Source organism: Aphanothece hegewaldii CCALA 016 (assembly GCF_003007785.1).
GTDB lineage: Bacteria > Cyanobacteriota > Cyanobacteriia > Cyanobacteriales > Microcystaceae > Chroococcus > Chroococcus hegewaldii.
The window spans coordinates 1-19,351 of record NZ_PXOH01000024.1; the positions used below are offsets into that span (position 1 = coordinate 1).

Genomic DNA, 19,351 nt, shown 5'->3' on the forward strand with positions numbered 1-19,351 from the left:
ACAAAGAAAACATCCGAAGTTCCTAATCTGCTTGTATAACTAAATTTTATACATTCAATTTTTTATACACTTGCATGAAATCGATGATCCCGCTTATATATACATTTTATATTGTCTGTACATACATTTGTATTGAATTTTGAAAAGCTTACAGGACAAGCATTTGAGGTAATTACATTTGCTAGACTCGGTACGGCATCTTCTCTAATCCATTCGCTTGTATAAGAAAACTTCAAGTTTTGTTGTACATTTATTAAATACTTGTATATAACACTTTCAGGATAACGGACAGATAAGGATTTCTGATTGGTTATCTCAATTGCCTTTTTGACTCGGAGCATAGCCTGTCCATCCATCGTACTTGCTCTCTCCTAACCGATTTTCATTTGCTTTCATCCGTTGGCTGCTGCCTTACCGCCTATTATAGCTCTAAATAGAAAAGCCAAGAAAGTTTTTTGAAGAGATTCTTTAAATATTGACATCGCTAACAAGATCGCTCGGCTTAATCTCCGTTATCGCTCTCCATTGCTTTTACTTGACCCTTTTCGATTATACTTGTATAATAGTTGGATAAAGATAATTCTATTTCTTCATGATCGTTCTCAGTAAAGAGATCCCAATGCTTGATGACACTTTTGCACGATCGCTCGTTGACCTTCGTATGGCAAATGAGGCAAGCAAGCTTGATCGCTTATCTGTATCACCACGCCCGAATTTGTAGTAACGGAGAGAACTAATGGAAACGATCGATATCAATCAAGCTTTACCTCAAATCCGTCAATTACTCGAACTGGCTTCTCAAGGGACAGAAATTGTAATTACCGAGCATGAACAACCGATAGTTAAGCTTGTTTCTCTTAAAACTTCCTCTCAACGCCCACCCCTGTTCGGTAGCGATCAAAATATAATCTCCATTTCCGACGACTTTGATGAACCTTTAGAAGATTTTAAGGATTATACTTGATGCGTTTTCTTCTTGATACACACAGCTTACTTTGGTTCTTTTCGGGAAATCAGCAACTTAGTTCTCCTGTCCGAAAAATTATGGAAGATACTACTCATCAAAAGCTCATCAGTTTAGCTACTATCTGGGAAATGGCGATTAAAATGAGTAAAAATAAATTAACCTTAGCAATTCCTTTAGCTGATTATATAGAACAGAAAATTCAATTAAATGATTTTGATTTATTAGACATACAATTAAAGCATCTTAATACTATCTCTACTCTACCTTTTTATCATAATGACCCCTTTGATCGCTTAATTATTGCACAGAGTATCACTGATAATTTGCCAATCCTCAGTAGGGATTCAGCTTTTGACGCTTATGCCGTCGTACGGATTTGGGATAGCGACCCATAGCTTCTAGCTTGACCCTTTCAGGGCCAAAAATGTCTGATTAACAATAACGAACGTGCCAGACTATTCTACTTGGTCAGGTATTTTTGGTTTTTCTAGATTGTACAAAATGCTGATTGACAATAAATGTACAAGCTTATTTAATTAATGTATAATACAAGTAGCTTTTTCGCTCTACGTGTATGCCAACAACTCCTTTAAGTTATTCCTATGACTTGACCAGAGATGAAATCGTCGCCCGTTACCGTGAGCGCATCTCACTCGACAAACGTAGCAAATTGGGCAAATCCGACTTAGAGCAGTTGATCTTACATTTAATTGACCGCCTGAAGATAATAGACGATCATTCCTCAATTAAAGCTTTATGTGAGGCTGAGATCGCCTTACTTGAAGAAGGTTACAAAACGAATACCATTGCTTTTGATTATCTTCCCAAATATCGCAAAGCTGTTGAGGAAGCGATCGCACAAGGAATCATCCCAACAACTCAGCAAAACAGTCATCGTTACATTCATACGCAACGAGCCACAGGAGTAGAAGAAGAACGATTTGAACACTACGCTTTGACTTATCTCAAATATGATACGGTCACCTATGAAAACTTGGACACCCGTAACAAAGAAACTAACCGAACTAAACAGCTTAATCTTAAGGGAGTTAATCCTGATCTATACTTGTATAAGTTAATCGAACTTCTGCACAGTCATGACAAATTTGCCTCTCGTCATCAAGCTATTGCGATCGCTGGTCTAACAGGCAGACGATTGAATGAGGTATTGGCCAGAGGTCAGTTTAGTCTCACCGAGCATCCCTATCTATTACGCTTTGAGGGTCATTCTAAGGTGGAACGCTCTGCTTACGATATTGTGACCCTCACCTGTGCGGCGACTCTGCTGCCCGTCATCAAACAGTTTCGTTCGTGTGATGAAATTCAACCTCTGCTAACTTTGACGAGTTCTGAATTAGCCGAAGCCATCAATAAATTTGATGTGCAAGTTAACCGTGAGTGTAACAAGCATTTAGGTGAGATTGTTCCACCTCTAGAGGGCAGAGAAAACGTTAGTATTCATAATCTCAGAAGTTTATGGGGTGCGATCGCCGCTTATTTCTTTTGCCCCCCTACTTCCCATGAGTACCCTTTCTTACAGCATTATCTGGGCCATGCCATTGACAGTGCAGCGACGGGTCATTATTTCCGTTACCGCTTGGTTGATAATCATGACAATTATTTGGAAAACAGAGGGATTAAAATTGCACAGTTTGGTGAGTTACCTTTAAATGATGCTCAATCAATTACAAAGGAAGAGTCGTCAAACGCGGTGACAAATCTTTCTCCTGATGATGAATCCGTCATCAGTGAGTCTTTAATTGAGCCTTCTTTAAATGAATCTGTAACCGACAGTGAATGCTTAACGGAAACTGAGGCTGATTATTTTTTCTTAGCTGAACCATTAACTGTATTAGTTAATCAAACAGTTAGTGAGCCAGAAATTTTAATGGGAGAACTACAGTCATCAAAGGAGCAGATGTCGAATACGCCATTGCTCTCTTTACATCCTCTTCTAATTAACAACCCAAAAGCACAGGCTTTACAAGCTCCTTTGACTCAGTTGTTAACCAGCAATAACATGGGTGAAATCTTGACGGGCTTAATTTCCGTTACAGGTTTGACGGCGGGTGAATTGCTCAAAAGCAAGAAGTTTTACCCATGTCCTGATGATCCTTTTGCCCTTCTGTTTTCTTCAACCCTTGCCACGACAAAAGATAAGCTCGTTACTCTTGTTGAAGCTGCTCAAGTGATCGACGCGATCGCACGTCTCAAAGCTTATCCTGATGTGCAGCCGCTTCTCTATCTTTCACCAACAGAAATCGACAAGCGTTGTCTGTCTGATATAAGTAAGCAACTTCTCTCCCATCTGCCCTTTAAAAACCTTGATGAAATGGTTGATACTTATTCGACTTTAGTTAGTACAAATGATTCTCACATTAAAACTGAAAAACTAAAACGTCCGACCACTACGATTTATAATCTTTATGCTGATGATCGCACCAGACTTGAGACGATTGCACATTCTTTAGGTTTTGACGGCACTCAAGCAAATGTGTTTCATTCTCTGCTTAATTGGGTTGAACAACAAATCAACAAAGAGGCAGCCCCTCCACAATCTTATGAATCTTTACAAGCGATCGCTGATCAAGCGAAAACTCTTTCTTGGTTAACGGGTGAAATTACTTCCCTCAGAGAACAGGTTACTATTTTAGAAACAGAACGTGATGATCTTACTTTTCAATTAGAGCGAGCCAGAAAACCTAATCCACAAGTAGAAATGTTGAAGACTGAAAACGATCGCCTCTCCTCTGAACTGGACAAGGCTAACTCGACTTTATCGGTTTTTCGTCAACTGCTCAATGGTGATAATTCTTCTATTACAGAACCACCGATTGTCGAAAAACCACCTCAAGAGTCTCAAGTGAAAAATGAGAAAAAAGAGACTCTTGTTCCTGAATCAATTAAACGATCGCCAGTCAACCCTCCTCAACCAACTGCTAATAAAGAGACTCTTGTTCCTGAATCAATTAAACGATCGCCAGTTAACCCTACTCAACCGATGACTAATAATGAACTGACACCAAAAATTCGTCGCACTAGAAGTGATGGTGGGGCAATGGCTAGGGCGATCGCTATCTTCAATGCCCTTCAGCAATGGAACCATCAGCATCCCGACAACACTTTTGCCCTAACTCCTGCACTCCTTGAGGTGACTTTTCATATTCACAGGGCGGCGGCTCATCAGTTTATTGATGAGTACAAAGAACATATTGCTCAACATCATCATGCGATTGGTGTTGGCACTGTCCGTACTCACAACAGGGGTAAAGATATCGAACCGTTCAAATCTTTTGTTGAGCAACATTGTTAGGGAGACTTCACAGGAGGCTTGTAGTTCATGACTCAGGAAAGCTTTTAACCCTTACTCTGAAAGACTTAGGGAGAGCAGGGAGGCTTAGGAAACTTTAGGCTTTTTTTGTTCTAATACTGTATTTTTGGTTTTCAGATAATTCGCTTGTCAAAATACTTTATCACTGTTTTTATAGAATTAATTTTTTTGTTAGTAAAAGCCTCCCTGCCCTCCCTATTGCCTACTAGATGAAGGTTTTAGGTCTCCCTGACCCTCTCCCTAAAGTGTTTCCAATGGGCCTCCTTAACTTTTAGATCATCAATGATTATTAAAAAGCAAAACTGTCTTACGGCAAAATGTCCTACAATTTATACAGCACAAAAAAACTGTACAAATGAATTGGTATTTACTCAGCACTCAACCTTACAAGCGTGACCTTTTTCTCAAATATTTGGAACAATCAATCTCTGAAAAACAATTACAGAAATTGATTCCGACAACAATTGCTCCAGTTGATGCCGTTTATCAGGACATGATTTTAGTTCAACTTAAGGATTTTAAAGAAGTCCGTTCTTACCTACAACAAGTTGAGTATTTTCAACGCAAGCAAGCCTAAACCGATTTCTCTTGAACAAGTTCGTCGAATGTCAGGTGATAACAGTTTAGTCTAAAAAACCTTTCGTTAATCTTTCTAATAAACCGAACGTTCGGTACAGGCAAGAATCATCTATTCTGCTGTTTGTTCCACTTCTTTAGTTTTCTTCTCAAACACATTAATTCCTGCACCCTCTAACTCAACCACTCCATCAGAAGTGATCGTCACCATCTTCCCTGACAATACCGCTACCCAATTCTCAAAGCTATCCATTTTCTCAACCTGCTTGGCTAGGGTCTTACGAGCGATCGCAGCCTTGACCACAATGCCGTTTTCACCTGTAATTTGAAGATTAACCGTTTTCCCTTCACTGGGTAATTCGGGATTTTGGCTGAATTTAATCGTTAATTCGGGTGTTTTACCGTTTAACATAATATTGATCTCTTCTGTTTCTGGAAAACATGATAATTTCTGACTTTCTACTAGCTGTTGAGGTTCTGGTAAGGCTTTTTTAATGGGACTTAGCTGTTTTGAGTCTTCGGTTGCGACTTTTTCGGTCTTAAGAGCGGACTTCTCCACCAGAATCTTACAAGGCTTACGGTAATGGGGAATTTGAGTTGTCGGGGCGGCTAGGTCTTTTTTCCAAACCAAACAGTTTTTTATTGAGTCAAACTCGAATAATCCTTGGATAAAATATCTTTTGGCTTGTTTCGTGGCGTTCGGGTCAAACTCAAATGCTTGGCAATCCGTCCTAACCATTTCTATCGGTAGATGAGTCGCTTGATACTTCCCTGTTGGGTCATAAGCTTGCTCATTCCGATAAATCGTCATCACTGGGGTTTCGGACTGAGTAATATATTGCCACACTCCCTTGAGAACAAATTCGTTCTCCTTTTCATTTGACGGAACAGTCTTTAAGCAAGCCAAGATGTGCCATCCTTGTATGACTAGCTTTTCCTTCGATTCGCTTACAGTCTTCGGATACACCCTCAGATAGGCTGTCCCCTCATGCTTTTCTAAGAACTGGCATAGTTCTTTATACTGTCTCGGTTCTACCCATCCGAAATATTCTTTTTCAGCGATCATTATTAAGATTTTTTTCTCCACTATTTGCACGGCATCGACTTTGAGCAGACCGAGTGCTTGGAAGAAAACATCTTCTACTTCAACCTGTGTTTCATTAGGTAATTCAATCAAAGACTCAGTTTCGACAATTGGTTCAACCATCGGTTCGACTTGAATGGCGATTTCATTCAAAGCTTCGTTTTTGACTTTGGCTTCAACAAGTTTTTGTTTTTTGACGCTGACAATTTTTAAGCTCATTTAGCGATTTAGTCATCAAATAAAGTCACTTTTTCCTTAGTTACTCCGATTTTAACGAATTTTGACACGAGGCGATCAGCTTAAGTTTTTTAAAGTCTGCCAAAACTCAATAATCTCTTCATTATCTAACAATTGACGCGATCGCTTGTTGTATTTGGCAATTAGATATTCTTTAGCTTGAGCCGTTGTCCATCCTAATCGGGATAACTCAGCATCAATCGCAGCGATCGCTTTCTGCCAGTTATAGTCAACTTGCTCGAACAAACTTAGCTGACTTAAATTAGCGGCTTCTCTTACTTGATCCTGTTCGGCTGGTGTGAGAAGACGATGATACACCCATTGAATCTCAGTCTCACTAAAACCACCATCACTCTTAAATTGAGCCAATCGTTCAGAGGTATGGCAAGATAGCATTTTCTCTTTACATTGATGAGCCTTATTCTGTTTGGCTCTGATGTCAGAAGATGTTCGATGGGGATAGGTTGAATAATCAATTTCTGATAGGGAGGCTTCGAGGGAGGGGCTGGCTATTGGAGTAAAGGAGACTTGTATCTCTTGTTGTGTCTGTCTTAGGGAGGCTAGGGAGGGGTTGACTACATCGTTATTTTCCTGTTCTAATACTGTTTTTTCGGATTCTAATAATCGCAGTTTCTCTAACAAGATTTGCTTCTCTTTTTCTAATTGATTAATCTGCTCAAATAAGTCTCCCTGGCCTCCCTGAGCCATATCAGATAAGGTTTTTATGTCTCCCTGTGGGTTTCCCTGATGTATCCCTACTAGGCCTCCCTGTAATAATTGTTCTTCAACAGTTAAGCGATCGCTATCCGAGGAAGTTCTTAATCTTACTCCTGAAATTACCATCATCCCATTACTCTTTTTCTTCTCCACTTGCCACCCCAAAGTAGCTGTTAGCAGTTCAAGTAAGTTAGCTGAGAAATTTTCTTTCGTTAAAGGCGATCGCAACGTATTCTTACATGACCAACAATATGACCCGAACAAAGTCGATGAAACAGGATTATATTGATCATCGTTCCATTCCCGCGCATTAGCACCAATTTGTGTTTTGGCCAATGGGTCAAAGATCAGATGTTCGTTTATCCACTCGGCTAATCCATCGGATCTGACTTGTGATTCCCACAGGGTCGGTGAAAGTTTCTGTCCTCCTGCTATTCCCCGTAAAACCGTTTCTATCTCCTGTTCTGGAATCGATAGCAGATGATGAGTAAATGCCGATAACTCAGATTCAAATTCTTTCTCTAAATCCCTTACTTTATGGTCTGAGATGATCTGTTTAAACGGAACCATCAAGGCCCGTCTAGTTAACCATCGACCCGAACCTGCATGAAAGATTGGCTGATTCGAGGTAATCGCCACCATGCCATCGAAGCGAAAATGGAAAGCATCTTTATACAGCTTCCGTCCTCTTAACAAATCTTGACCTGTGATTTTTTTGAAATTTGATACTTGCTTACCGCAGGAGTCTTGATCTGGAAAAACTAACAAAACTTTACCGAATAAGTCAGCGATCGCATCTTTTTCGTTAAGAGCATCCAAGTCTAATGAAGCTGTATTCTGTTGACCCACGATCGCAATCAACAAATTCATCAATGTGCTTTTACCTGAACCTCCCAATCCAATGACGTGAAGGAATTTCTGTAAGTCTGATCGTCGTCTTAAAACAGCAGCCGCAAAACAGAGCAATAACCGCTTATGGTGCATATCACCACCAACCGCTTCATCTAACCAGCGATCTATACTTCCCCAACTGTTATCGAGTAAGGTGTAGTTGCGAGGTAAAACCCATGTGAGGTGATTCCCTGGGCAATGCTTACTAAATTGGCCCGTCTCAGAATCGTAGACTCCATCAAGGAAAGGCAATAAAGATTTTTTCTCGTTCCACTCATGGCAATAAAGCTCATGACGCAACATTTCCACCAAGTTCCGCAGATAGGAGATGCCATATCCACTCATTCCTCTGGCTTGAAGAATCAGGTTCAACTGGACTGAGATGTACAGGTCAGCGACGGGCACCCAGACTCCAACTTGTTTCTTCTCGTATTCGAGCCACGTTTTATGCTCGTCATCCCAGAGCCATTTATCTTGATATTTTTCCTTCAACGATCTCGCTAAGACATCGGGACTCGGTGGTTTCTGACTCTTAGAAGCCAGAGGAGGCATTTGGATTGAGAGCGATTTTAGCCATTCTTTGTAGGCTACTGGATTGCCGATAATTTCTGAGTAGATTTTTTCTCCTTGGTTCACAATTAAGTCATCTATCCCTTTTCCTAAGTTTAAATCCCATTTTACGATCCATACTTGAGCTTTATGGTGATGGCATAACGAGCCAAATTGAATCAACGCCGCTTCCACCTGTGGTTTAACCACCACATCGGCATCGAAGGCTAACTTGACTACTCGCCCTGGTGTGATAAATGGCAGCAAAGACGGGTGAAGTTTCCCTTTCTGTTGTCCATTCCAGACTCCTGAAACATTAATTCCGACCTCACCATTTGATAGCAGACAAGCTGCTTTTTTCGCTCCTTCGGTGATCGATATTGGAAGTTCGGGATGCTTCAAAACCCATAGCCAAAATCCTAAATCAACGCGGGTTTCATCAATATCTTCGGGAACAATGGGGATACCGTTTAAAGTAGCGATCGCCTTCCAGAGTTCCAACGTCATTGGGGCAAAAATCGGCTCCGTTCCCTTGCCTTTGGGAAATGAAAAATATTTCTGCGGTTTGTCGTCAAGGATTAAAGGTGATGATGGCTTGAACTGACCATGATTCGTAAACTGCCCTGTGGTTGGGTCAACTGAACGGACGTACCAGCCTTCAGTGTGATTGTATGATTTCCAGTTTAGGAGAGTGGCGATTTGTTTGGGATCTTCGATCTCAGTGAGCCATTTTTCGGTGAGACTGGAGGCGATCGCACTTCCTACAGTCCATTCGGAAACAGGAGATGGCAATGAAAATGTTTGAGTATCAGAAAAAGCGAATGATGATTTTTTGACACTGATTGCTAATCCATCATCAGTTTGTGTACAATGAGATTTAAGCATAAAAATTTTCGCTCAAAAGCTAGTGTCTCAGCAGGAACTTCAACCTGTTGAGTGAATATAAAGCTAAAGAAGTCCCTAAAGATTGCAGTCAAAAAGGGGCTTTTTAGTATATGTTATTAGTATATAGCTTGTGCATTCATATAAATGAGTGCAAAGAGTTAAGAATTGTTAATTTTTCTTTTTAACTTGTTTTATTTCCCATAAATACTGAAGTGCCTCTTGCTCAGGTATTAGCAAAGATTTTCCTGCATTGTAAGCTTTAAGCCGAACGCGAATTCTTCTTTTAAGATCACCTTTGATTAAATAATGAACGTAACGGGTTGATACCCCTAACTCCTCGGCTAACTCCTCTACCGTCCAATAATAAGGTACAGCCGCTTCTTTGCGCTTTAGTGGCGGATCGAAGTCTTCTGGCTTAATTGTCATCTCGTCGGACAGGGCTAGGGTCATCTCTAAAGTTTTTTTAGGTTTGCTCTTATACTGTTATAACTAATCTATCACGCTTTCAAAAGTGTGAAAAAGGCTAATCCCGAAATGACTTATGCTCAGCAATTCTTAATCACTTCCGTCTTTCAGTCAACGCCGCTGAATTTTGGCTGCTTGTGTTACCCAAAATCTCTCGTTTTTGAACAACGCCTTTTATTATTTATCCATCTACAGATTTGCTACATGACCGAAAAGTATTCCACAAATTGAATATCCAGACAATGATCCGTCTGTGCTATCTTTATCTTCACAAAAACAAAAATAACCGACTTTAAAACATCCTCCTATAGGAAATTGTCCAAGTGATGCGTTTGTAACGTTGGATATAAGTTCTGAATAACTTTTAAAGCCACTTTCTCCTGGGCTTTTCCAACCAATACGCTCGCTCCAAGATTGGAAAAAGATATCTTGATCTACCTCTCCTGGAACACCACCACAATCAATCCAGATTCGTTTCTGAACGGAAAAACCAAAGCGACCATTGCTATATTTTACCCACAAATCATCAATAATCTTTAACTCCTCATAAGGAAATTTTCTGCAATCGTCTTCTGTTAGCGAAAGTTCCCCATCTCGCCTGCATAATCTTAACATTAATTTGCTTGTTTCTTGATCTGCCTCCTTCCATTTTTTTTGCAGTAAAAACTGGTCTAATTGTTCATAATTAGCATTGACAGTAATTAATTCTATCTGAGAGTAAGATTCTTTTCTTTGAGACCAATATTCTGCTCTACTATAGGAAATTCCTGCTTCTTCATGTTTAGCTAATTGCTCTAATACAAATCCTCTATCATTCCAAGCATTAGCATCATCAGGCTTAATTTCAATGGCTTTGTCAAAATACGTAAGAGCCTCTTCATATCTACCTAATGATTTTAATAAAGATCCTTTATTGTAATAGCCATAACTTTTATCAGATTTGAGTTCAATGATTTTGTCAAAAGAGGCGAGTCCTTCTTCTGGTTTATTAAGTAAAGTTATTGATAAATACGCCCGCTTCAACCAAGTATCAGCATCATCAGGTTGAATTTGAAGACATTTATCAAAGGAAGCAAGGGCTTCTTCATATCTATTTAATGATGACAGTATAAGTGCTCTATTGCACCACGCATCAGCATTATTTGAATTGAGTTGAAGAGCTTTATTAAAACAAGCAAGAGCTTCTTCATTCTGGTCAAAAACTTTGTATAAAATCTCTCCTCGCTGAAGCAAAGCACCATCATGATTTGGATTAAATTCAAGGACTTTATTAAAGGAAATAATCGCTTCTTCATAGTTACATAACCTTTTAAGTGTAAACGCCCGATGCCACCAAATAATCACTTTCCAATTTGGATCATCGATTGTCCAAATAGGTTCGTATTGAAGAGATTTATTAAAAGAATCAAGAGCTTCTTCATATCTATCAAGGAAATATAGCGCATATCCACGCCAAGACCATGCTAAAGCATCATTTGGATTAATTTGAAGAGCTTTGTTAAAGGAAAAAAGAGCTTCTCCATATCTTTCAAGTAATTTTAGTAAATTTCCACGATTCATGTAAGCATCATAAAAACCTGATTCAAACTCTTTACATTCAAGGACTTTGGTATAAGAATAAATAGCATCTTTATATTTATTGAGTGAGGACAAATCTCCTGCGCGGTTGAACCAAGCTCCACCATTATTAGGTTCAATTTGAAGTAACTTGTCATAGCAAGCGATCGCTTCTTCATTTTTGCCTGAGTTTGATAACTGCAATGCCTGATTAAATAAAATCAAGATACTATTACTATCTTCCTTTTCCACCTGTGGTAAATTGGAAAGATCGTCCCAACGTTTTAAAAATGGCAAATCCAATAAAAGACTATTTATGTCAAATTCGTTGTCAAACAGTAAATCTACCTTAGAAATTAATAGATCTAAAATTTTACTTTCTTCTGGATTATCAGGAAAAATTCCTAAGCGGGTTACTTTAGAAAATAAATCGTCATAAAGTTCTTTATATCCTTTTTTAGTACCAACTAAGGTTCTCATTGTAATCGCTAAACATAGTGTAATACCATGTTGACAAAAATAATGATATTGACTTCCTCTATATTCAAATTCTCCTGCTTCGTCAAAATAATGTTCAGTAGTTTTCTGCAAAACTTGTGTCGCTACTTTATTAAAACTCAACCTGAAGATAGACTTTTTAAGCTCTTGATGAAAAGTAAAAATTTGATTCTCAAAAATAGCCAATTCATCTGAACAACAATTAACAAATTTCTGTAATTCATTAATTCCATCTTCTAATGATGAAAATTCGTTGAAATAATTCTCTGAAAAATGACGACTTGCAATTTCCTGAAGATAAATATTTATTTCATTAATTCTGGCATTTATTTTTTCATTAAGAGAACTTAACTCTTCATCAAAGACCGTAATTGAATGATAGAACATTTTAAATTCATCATCATAATTTTTCTTAAAAATATAATATTTTTGATGTTTTCTATTGAAAGATTCTATTTTTTGGTTAAGGTTTTTCTTTTCGCGTTCTATTTCGGGGATTCTTAGATCAATTGCTTCACTTTCTTTATCAATATATTCTTTTTCTTCTTCTAAATCTTTACTCATAGAATCAATATAGCCACTTTCAGATTCTATGGCGGTTCTTTCTTCATCTAAATAATCACTTTCTTGCTCGATTGACTGTTGAGCTTCATAAGTTAATCTTGCCGAACTACGTTGAATTTTATCAATGTTGGCATTATATCTATCTACACGTTGTTTCCATCGCTCAAGACGAGAGTTGAATTTCTGATACTGATACATATAATCTTCATATTGCTCGTTGTATTCCTCCAAAGAGGAATTATATTGATCAATCCAATCACGAAGATTTTCTTCTTTGCTTTGGAGCGATTGAATTAATGAATTGATTTCTGCCTCTTCTGAAATAAGAATCTCCTCTTTCTGATTTAATTGTTTATGATAAAATTTATTCTGTTTTTTCCAATCATCCAATTCTTGATCGCGGATTTCATCAACTTGTCTTTGAACATCACGAATATAGTGTTCGATTAACTCATCAAAATAGTAAATACTTTGATTCAAAATATAATCACTTGACCTGAGAACATGGATAAGTTTATCCTCTGAGGATTCAATTTCAGTTATTTCAATCTGCTTAGAAATAATCTGATTAACAATAGTATTTACTCGTTGAGTAATCAAGTTATCTGATTGTTTAGATTGAATAGGTAAATTGGCTAAAAAATCAAAGAGAGTGTGGCATATTCTATGTAAAGGTTGATCACAACTGTCACTCCCAGTTGCTTTTTCACAAGCGGCATGAGCATATAATCGAATTAATTCTTGTTTAACTTGATTAACATATTCATCAGGAGTTTTTTGCTGTTGATATTCAATTAACTCTTGAAAAACTTTACCTTTTTCACCTAATAAAATTTGTTCAGATTGATGTAATAGTTCTGCGATTCCTTCGCCTGTCCAACAATTAACACCTACAATTTTGGGTTGAGAATTTTCGCCTAAAATATTTCTATGAATTTTAAGTATTTGGGTGGCAACATCTTGAATATTAGCTTCGGTTGCTGCATAACAAATTCCTGTTTGCTTGTTTACAAACATATTAAAGACATAGATAATATTTTGATGCCTTTTTAATAAGTCTGTTAAATATTTGCGATCGCCTCTAGCAAATTGTTTATCAGGTGCTATTAAATAATAGATTAAATCTGGTTTAAAATTGAGTTTTTCATAGTGACTAATACTTAAATTTTGTTCGGATGGAGACTGATTTTCTTTGTATCTTGCTAAAGTCAACTCATCTACAAAAGGAAATTCTTCAAATTGAGACATATTAAGAGCAACTCTGTTATAATTTTCTAATCGATCATCACTGCATACCCCCGGAAGATCGAAATACTTTAGCCCGTTGGGAAATTCAATTAGATTGATTTCTTTTGTACAATCTTGACGACCTGTAGATAAAAAATAATCAACTCCTAGCAAACGATTTCCGAGTGTAGTTTTGCCACTATGAGTTCTTCCAGTCGCAAAAATATTGATTAAACTGCTATTTTGAGGAGAGTTGCTAAGTTTTTCAATGATAAACTTAGCACGAATTCTAGAAATAGATGGCGGAGTGATTTGGAAGTACATAAAATTAATTTCCGGTTGTTTTTAATTAAGTTATAACGGCAAAATTTTAAATCCAGCTTGATGAAAATGATTATTTAAGGTTAAAGCTGTAGCAATTAATAAGCCTTGTTCGGTTGCTGTTAATTTCATTTTTAATTACCTATACTAATTTTGTAAGTAAATGAAATGAATTTGGTGTGTAGTGTAGTAGGTAGGTAATATGTACCACACTACGGAAAACACTATTTGAGCAAAGCACCTTGCAAAATTTTAGTAATTTGGGCTTCTGCTACATCAGGATCGTTACTTTCTGCTAATTGATTGATTTTCTCTTCATAACGACTCAAAGTAGTTTTTACTTGTTGTTGTCCTAATGTAACTACTTGCTCCAAATTCTGAGATACATCTGTAGTTGAATTAGCACTTTCAATTCCTAAACCAATAGCCAATAAGTTTTCAACAACGGGATAACCACCTTGAATGAATTTTTCACCAACTTTTTGCATTTTTTCAACAACGTAGGGGATATCTTTAGTTACCTTTTTTTTTCGAGCTTTCATACCAGTGAATCGTTTATCCATTTTTGTAACTTTTTTGATAACAGGTTCTATGAAATCCTCGTTAATAGTAACTTGTTTGGTTTGTTTTTTCGCTCCCATTGCGCCACCTGTCAGAGCACCACCAATCACAGCGGCTGCAACAGGTGCGGCTAATCCACCTGTTGCTAACGTAACACCCGCGGCTAAACCTAAACCTGCTAATGCACCGAGAACAGTACCCCCAGCAATACTACTAGGGGAGCGTCCGGCATCTACAGTTTCAACTCTTGATCGTGTTTTTTCCTGATAATCTATTTCAACATCTGGAATTTCTACGTTTTCATATTCGTTATCCCAACCTACTATTTCTTCTTCTTCTACTTCTTCGTACTCAACAGCTTGAACCATTCTTTCAATGACTTTTGTACGAGATGTTTTAGTTTGTGCTGCAACTTCATCGACTAACTCATAAAGTGCTTTTTCCATTTCTAAGCGAGCATCTTCTTCTATAAAGATGCTAATACCGTAATTACAAACTGCCGCATAAGCCTCATTCAAAATCCCTTTACCCAAAGGTGTATCTACGGGATAAGTAGCTAAACGACTGGCAATATAAATTAAAGCTTGTCGATAACGATAACTACGTTCTTTTATAGCGACAGCTTTTAACTCATCTTTAAGTACCTGCTGCATATTACTGATTTTTTCTGATGGCAAAATTTTACAAATGAATTCTGTAATTTGATTAATTCCCGTTCCTTTTAGGGAGTCAATTTCAACAATAGGAGGAATTGTATTTGGGTAGAATTTCTGGTAAATTTCTGTAATTGTTTTTTTGGTATCTTCAATGTTTTGTGGGGTTGGCTTTAAGTTACCATGCTTATCTCGGTGCATATTTAGAGCAAAAATAATCTTCTCATTTTGATTGCGTTGTGTTTGGGATTTTAATAATGCTCTCAAATAGCGTTTATCATCACGAATGAACATCATGTGAGGAGCAACTACATAGAGGATAATGTCTGCGGCACAAAATTTTTGATTATCTTGAGATTGCCATGCTTCAACGGTAATCACTTCTTCTTGAACTCCTCTAGTTTCATATTCAGAGAAATTCATAATTTTAAACTGCTTTACAGGATCGGTTTCTTCATCTTCATCTGTAATTTGCTCAATGAATAAAGCTGCTCGATTAATGTTTTCAAATTCTTCATTACTCCCCGCACCAGGTAAGTCTAAATATCGTAAATTACTAGCTAGAGTAAAATACTGCACACTCCTTGTACAATCTTGATGACCATGAGATTCCATTGGTGGTATTCCCGTTCCTACATCTAATAAAGTATTTCCCAGTGATGTTTTGCCTGCTCCTGTACGACCTGTTGCATAAAAATTAACAGGTTCAGGATATAATTTTCTTTTCTTTTGTTCTCGAATATAAGCTTCTGATTCTAAACCTGTTAAATCAAGCTCTCTTATATCCAACATTTTGAGAACTTCAGGACGATTTTGAAAAATAATTTTTAGGTTGGTTAATGGATCGGAAGAATGTTGATTTGTCATGGAAGTTTTCCTCTTTGTTATTTGATTATATTACTGATTTTTTCTGATGGCAAAATTTTGCAGATTAATTCTGTAATTTGATTAATTCCCGTCCCTCTTCGGAAGTCAATTTCAACAATAGGAGGAGTTGTGTTTGGGTAGAATTCATGATAAATTTTTGTAATTGTTTTCTTGGTATCTTCAATGTTTTGTGGGGTTGGCTTTAATTGACCATCCTCAGTTCGGTGAATATTTAGAGCAAAAATAATCTTCTCATTTTGATTGCGTTGTGTTTGGGATTTTAATAATGCTCTCAAGTAGCGTTTATCATTATGAATGAACATCATGTGAGGAGCAACTACATAGAGGATAATGTCTGCGGCACAAAATTTTTGATTATCTTGAGATTGCCATGCTTCAACGGTAATCACTTCTTCTTGAACTCCTCTAGTTTCATATTCAGAGAAATTCATAATTTTAAACTGCTTTACAGGATCGGTTTCTTCATCTTCATCTGTAATTTGCTCAATGAATAAAGCTGCTCGATTAATGTTTTCAAATTCTTCATTACTCCCCGCACCAGGTAAGTCTAAATATCGTAAATTACTAGCTAGAGTAAAATACTGCACACTACTTGCACTTGCACAGTCTTGATGACCATGAGATTCCATTGGCAGTTTTCCCGTTCCTGCACCTAATAGAGTATTTCCCAATGATGTTTTGCCTGCTCCTGTACGACCTGTTGCATAAAAATTAACAGGTTTTTGACTATTTTCTCTTTTTTTTTGCTGATTATTTTCTACTTGTATTAACTGCGTAATACTCCCCCATCGGTTTAAAAATTTATAACCCACCAAAAGACCGTTAATTCTTGTAATTTGATTTGCATCAATAGTCCCTCTATTCTCTACCTTATCCAAAAACTGTCGTAAAGATTCAAGGAAAGATCGATCTTCCTGATAAATAATGCGTTTTAAGAGCTGGCAATCCTCATCATTATTGACATCAAAAACCTGATCAGACGGCACATTATTTGACTGTAACCAATCAGAAACCGCCTTATTAGCCTGTTCTAAAGCTAAATACTGATATTCATTAGGTAACTCAGCTAAAGACAAAGCAAAACGCATTCTGATTTCAGGCATCACACGAGAACAATTTGAGGACAAACTGTCATATATCTCACCATAGGCTTTCACTAAGTCTGAAATGGTTTTTTGCCAAAATTCAGGAGGAAGCAGAGGATGATTCTTATACTTATTTAACAGATAGGGGAAAAGCGTAGGTAGTAGAGGCGTATTTTCCCATGAACGGCTGAAAAATAGAATATCCGCCAAAAAGCCAATAGTCAGACAATGCCACACGGCTAAAAATTGATAAAAGTTTTTATAGTCTTGTTTATCAATGCGAAAAGACTTTCCTAAAGAGAATTTAGACGTATCAATACCTTGTTTTTCCAAGTCCTCTTTTTCGGCTAACTCTCTTTCATAAATTCGTAAATTCTCGTCATTAATTTCTCCCATTTTTTGGATAAATTCTTCACTTTTGCCCAAAGCTTCTAATTTTTGACGAATTTCCTGCCAAGCTAAAGCATTTCGTTTTGCTGATTCACAAAGCAATTCATGAAAAGAATGACCCGATAAAATTGTTGATTCTGTCCGAGGCACATTCCCGCCTGGCCAAAACCCTAAGCGAAAATTAAGCTCATCAACTCCTATTATTTCCGACTCCAAAACTAGAATCGGTATCGCTTTTAATTGGGAATACAGAGACTCTAACGCTGAACCCCCTCCTTGTCTTTTCGTTGACCATCCTTTATCTACAAGTTGAACAGGGCATCGCTCATTGTTTAGATAACCTTGATGGAGAAATTGACGAATTTCTTCTGCCAGAAAACTCTCCCAACCTGTATTATTCGGCACAGAAGTATTGGGGTCAAAATCTAAGACTGGGGGAGCAGGTAGGACTTTTAAAGGCATTGCTCCATAAGTAAAGGAATTTTCTAGTAAATCGGCAGCTAAATTGATTATGGGGGAACGATCCGAGCGAATCCGTTCTCTAATTTGCTCTAGGGCGTTTTGATGCTGGGTTTGCAGATATTCTCGTTGAAAGGCTTGTTGTAGCTGTAAGATTTCGTATTGCAGTTGCTTTTCTTGTTCAAATCGCCATTTTTGAAAATCGATGTTTTGTTGATTTAAGGCTATTGTCACCGATTGACGAAATGCCTCTAGTTTCATGGCATTTTTGGCATTAAACTTGGCAATTTCTTTGGCATTATTAGCGTTATATTCCGCTAATTCTCGTTGCAAATCGTGAGTTTTGTCTAGTTGCAACATCGACAGTTGCATCTGTGCGACTTGTATCTTCTCGGCGTGTTCTCGATTGAGGCGACTGAGCTTTTCTGAATGCTCTCGATTGAGGGCATTTTGAATTTCCGCCGATTCTCGGTTTCTTTGGGCTGAATAAGCGTTGATTCCAGCCGTGCCTAGCATACTGAGGGGATAGAGTGTAATTGGATCTGGCATATCTTGGCAGCGAGGGTAGGTTTAGTTCTTGAGTTTTGATGGACAGATCGGAAATCTATCCTTTAATGTTCATCTATTTAAAGCTTATTAGCCTGTTGTCTTAATCGTTCTGCTTCGGCTTGATGTTTTTCTGACTCAGCCATTTTTTCTCTGGCTGTACTGTCGTAGCCATCTGCTCCAGAAACTTTGTCCTTACGATGGCTATCGGCGATTTGACTATACCATTGGGAGTCTTTTTTACTTGCATCGGCTAATCTCTGTTCTTCTTGAGCTTTTTTCATTAACTCCGAAGCTTTTTCTGTACCTGAGCGTAAGGAATCAGAATCGCCTAAGTGATGCGGTTGATGCGCTTCGGCTAAATTGTGAGATTGATGAAACTGAGATATTGTAGAATGGCTATCGGCTAAGTGATGCGGTTGATGTGCTTCGGCTAAACTGTGAGATTGATGATGAAAATCGTTGGCATTCAAATGCTGACTTTCAAACGTCGTGTGCATTTGAGATGAGTGAGAAATCTCTAGGTGCTGGTATCCCAACTGTTGATGATCTAATGGATGATTTAAGGATGACTGTTGATGAATGTCTGTGTAGGATGCCTCAGTTGGATGATGCCCAATTTCTATCGCTTGCGAATCTATTTGATGATGAGAATGTGGTAAATCCTGTGAGATCTGATAATCAGAATTAACTTGATGCAGATCTGGGTCGAAATTGTGTGGTTCCATAAGTTAAGACCTCGAAAAAGTGATGTAAGTGATAAATTCAAGATTAATCCATAACAACTTAATGCTGCTTTGAGTAAAGATTTAGCCCATTTTAAAAAGTTTGGCTTACTTCACTTAATAATATCTCTATGGGTGAGCCAAATACTCAAACATTTATAATGTTTTAGTGTTT

At 37.7% G+C, this 19,351-nt stretch carries 11 protein-coding genes; 4 read left to right on the forward strand and 7 right to left on the reverse strand.

The genetic code is table 11. The features are described 5' to 3' along the window. Nucleotides 1–736 precede the first annotated feature (736 nt). The 4 genes from C7H19_RS18075 to C7H19_RS18090 all read left to right on the forward strand — a co-directional run bounded on the left by C7H19_RS18075 (nt 737) and on the right by C7H19_RS18090 (nt 4,875). Nucleotides 737–964 (forward strand): type II toxin-antitoxin system Phd/YefM family antitoxin, encoded by a 228-nt coding sequence (locus C7H19_RS18075; RefSeq protein WP_106458327.1) that lies wholly within the window; start codon nt 737–739, stop codon nt 962–964. Continuing rightward, the gene (locus C7H19_RS18080; protein ID WP_106458328.1) at nt 964–1,362 is read left to right on the forward strand and encodes a type II toxin-antitoxin system VapC family toxin; all 399 of its coding nucleotides are present in this window, start codon (nt 964–966) and stop codon (nt 1,360–1,362) included. The genes C7H19_RS18075 and C7H19_RS18080 overlap by 1 nt, the downstream gene beginning before the upstream one ends. Nucleotides 1,363–1,541: 179 nt before the next feature. Next, nucleotides 1,542–4,280, forward strand: coding sequence for a protelomerase family protein (locus tag C7H19_RS18085; RefSeq protein WP_106458329.1), 2,739 nt, complete (start codon nt 1,542–1,544; stop codon nt 4,278–4,280). Between the two features lie 373 nt (nt 4,281–4,653). Beyond that, the gene (locus C7H19_RS18090; RefSeq protein ID WP_106458330.1) at nt 4,654–4,875 is read left to right on the forward strand and encodes a hypothetical protein; all 222 of its coding nucleotides are present in this window, start codon (nt 4,654–4,656) and stop codon (nt 4,873–4,875) included. A gap of 111 nt (nt 4,876–4,986) precedes the next feature. Here C7H19_RS18090 and C7H19_RS26540 read toward each other — a convergent pair whose 3' ends face one another. The 7 genes from C7H19_RS26540 to C7H19_RS18125 all read right to left on the reverse strand — a co-directional run bounded on the left by C7H19_RS26540 (nt 4,987) and on the right by C7H19_RS18125 (nt 19,179). Further along, on the reverse strand, nt 4,987–6,177 hold the full coding sequence (locus C7H19_RS26540; RefSeq protein WP_219907683.1) for a hypothetical protein: 1,191 nt from the start codon (nt 6,175–6,177) through the stop codon (nt 4,987–4,989). Between the two features lie 75 nt (nt 6,178–6,252). Continuing rightward, nucleotides 6,253–9,237, reverse strand: a complete 2,985-nt coding sequence (locus C7H19_RS18100; RefSeq protein ID WP_106458331.1) for a DUF3854 domain-containing protein — start codon at nt 9,235–9,237, stop codon at nt 6,253–6,255. 168 nt (nt 9,238–9,405) lie between these two features. After that, the gene (locus C7H19_RS18105) at nt 9,406–9,687 is read right to left on the reverse strand and encodes a helix-turn-helix domain-containing protein (RefSeq protein ID WP_106458332.1); all 282 of its coding nucleotides are present in this window, start codon (nt 9,685–9,687) and stop codon (nt 9,406–9,408) included. Nucleotides 9,688–9,891: 204 nt separating this feature from the next. Then, nucleotides 9,892–13,872, reverse strand: coding sequence for a tetratricopeptide repeat protein (locus C7H19_RS18110; RefSeq protein ID WP_106458333.1), 3,981 nt, complete (start codon nt 13,870–13,872; stop codon nt 9,892–9,894). 221 nt (nt 13,873–14,093) lie between these two features. Beyond that, complete coding sequence (locus tag C7H19_RS18115) at nt 14,094–15,950, reverse strand: GTPase family protein (RefSeq protein ID WP_106458334.1); 1,857 nt, start codon at nt 15,948–15,950, stop codon at nt 14,094–14,096. 17 nt (nt 15,951–15,967) lie between these two features. After that, on the reverse strand, nt 15,968–18,454 hold the full coding sequence (locus tag C7H19_RS18120) for a hypothetical protein (protein WP_106458335.1): 2,487 nt from the start codon (nt 18,452–18,454) through the stop codon (nt 15,968–15,970). A 77-nt stretch (nt 18,455–18,531) separates the two neighbouring features. Next, nucleotides 18,532–19,179 carry a hypothetical protein gene (locus tag C7H19_RS18125; RefSeq protein WP_106458336.1) on the reverse strand — a complete coding sequence of 216 codons (648 nt, stop codon included), beginning with the start codon at nt 19,177–19,179 and terminating at the stop codon, nt 18,532–18,534. Nucleotides 19,180–19,351 lie beyond the last annotated feature (172 nt).

Excerpts from the sequence above, each read along its gene's own strand:
- C7H19_RS18085 (WP_106458329.1), top strand. The coding sequence starts at position 1,542 with ATGCCAACAACTCCTTTAAGTTATTCCTATGACTTGACCAGAGATGAA.
- C7H19_RS18125 (WP_106458336.1), bottom strand. The coding sequence starts at position 19,179 with ATGGAACCACACAATTTCGACCCAGATCTGCATCAAGTTAATTCTGAT.
- C7H19_RS18120 (WP_106458335.1), bottom strand. The coding sequence starts at position 18,454 with ATGCCAGATCCAATTACACTCTATCCCCTCAGTATGCTAGGCACGGCT.
- C7H19_RS18100 (WP_106458331.1), bottom strand. The coding sequence starts at position 9,237 with ATGCTTAAATCTCATTGTACACAAACTGATGATGGATTAGCAATCAGT.
- C7H19_RS18105 (WP_106458332.1), bottom strand. The coding sequence starts at position 9,687 with ATGACCCTAGCCCTGTCCGACGAGATGACAATTAAGCCAGAAGACTTC.
- C7H19_RS18080 (WP_106458328.1), top strand. The coding sequence starts at position 964 with ATGCGTTTTCTTCTTGATACACACAGCTTACTTTGGTTCTTTTCGGGA.
- C7H19_RS18115 (WP_106458334.1), bottom strand. The coding sequence starts at position 15,950 with ATGACAAATCAACATTCTTCCGATCCATTAACCAACCTAAAAATTATT.
- C7H19_RS18090 (WP_106458330.1), top strand. The coding sequence starts at position 4,654 with ATGAATTGGTATTTACTCAGCACTCAACCTTACAAGCGTGACCTTTTT.
- C7H19_RS26540 (WP_219907683.1), bottom strand. The coding sequence starts at position 6,177 with ATGAGCTTAAAAATTGTCAGCGTCAAAAAACAAAAACTTGTTGAAGCC.
- C7H19_RS18075 (WP_106458327.1), top strand. The coding sequence starts at position 737 with ATGGAAACGATCGATATCAATCAAGCTTTACCTCAAATCCGTCAATTA.
- C7H19_RS18110 (WP_106458333.1), bottom strand. The coding sequence starts at position 13,872 with ATGTACTTCCAAATCACTCCGCCATCTATTTCTAGAATTCGTGCTAAG.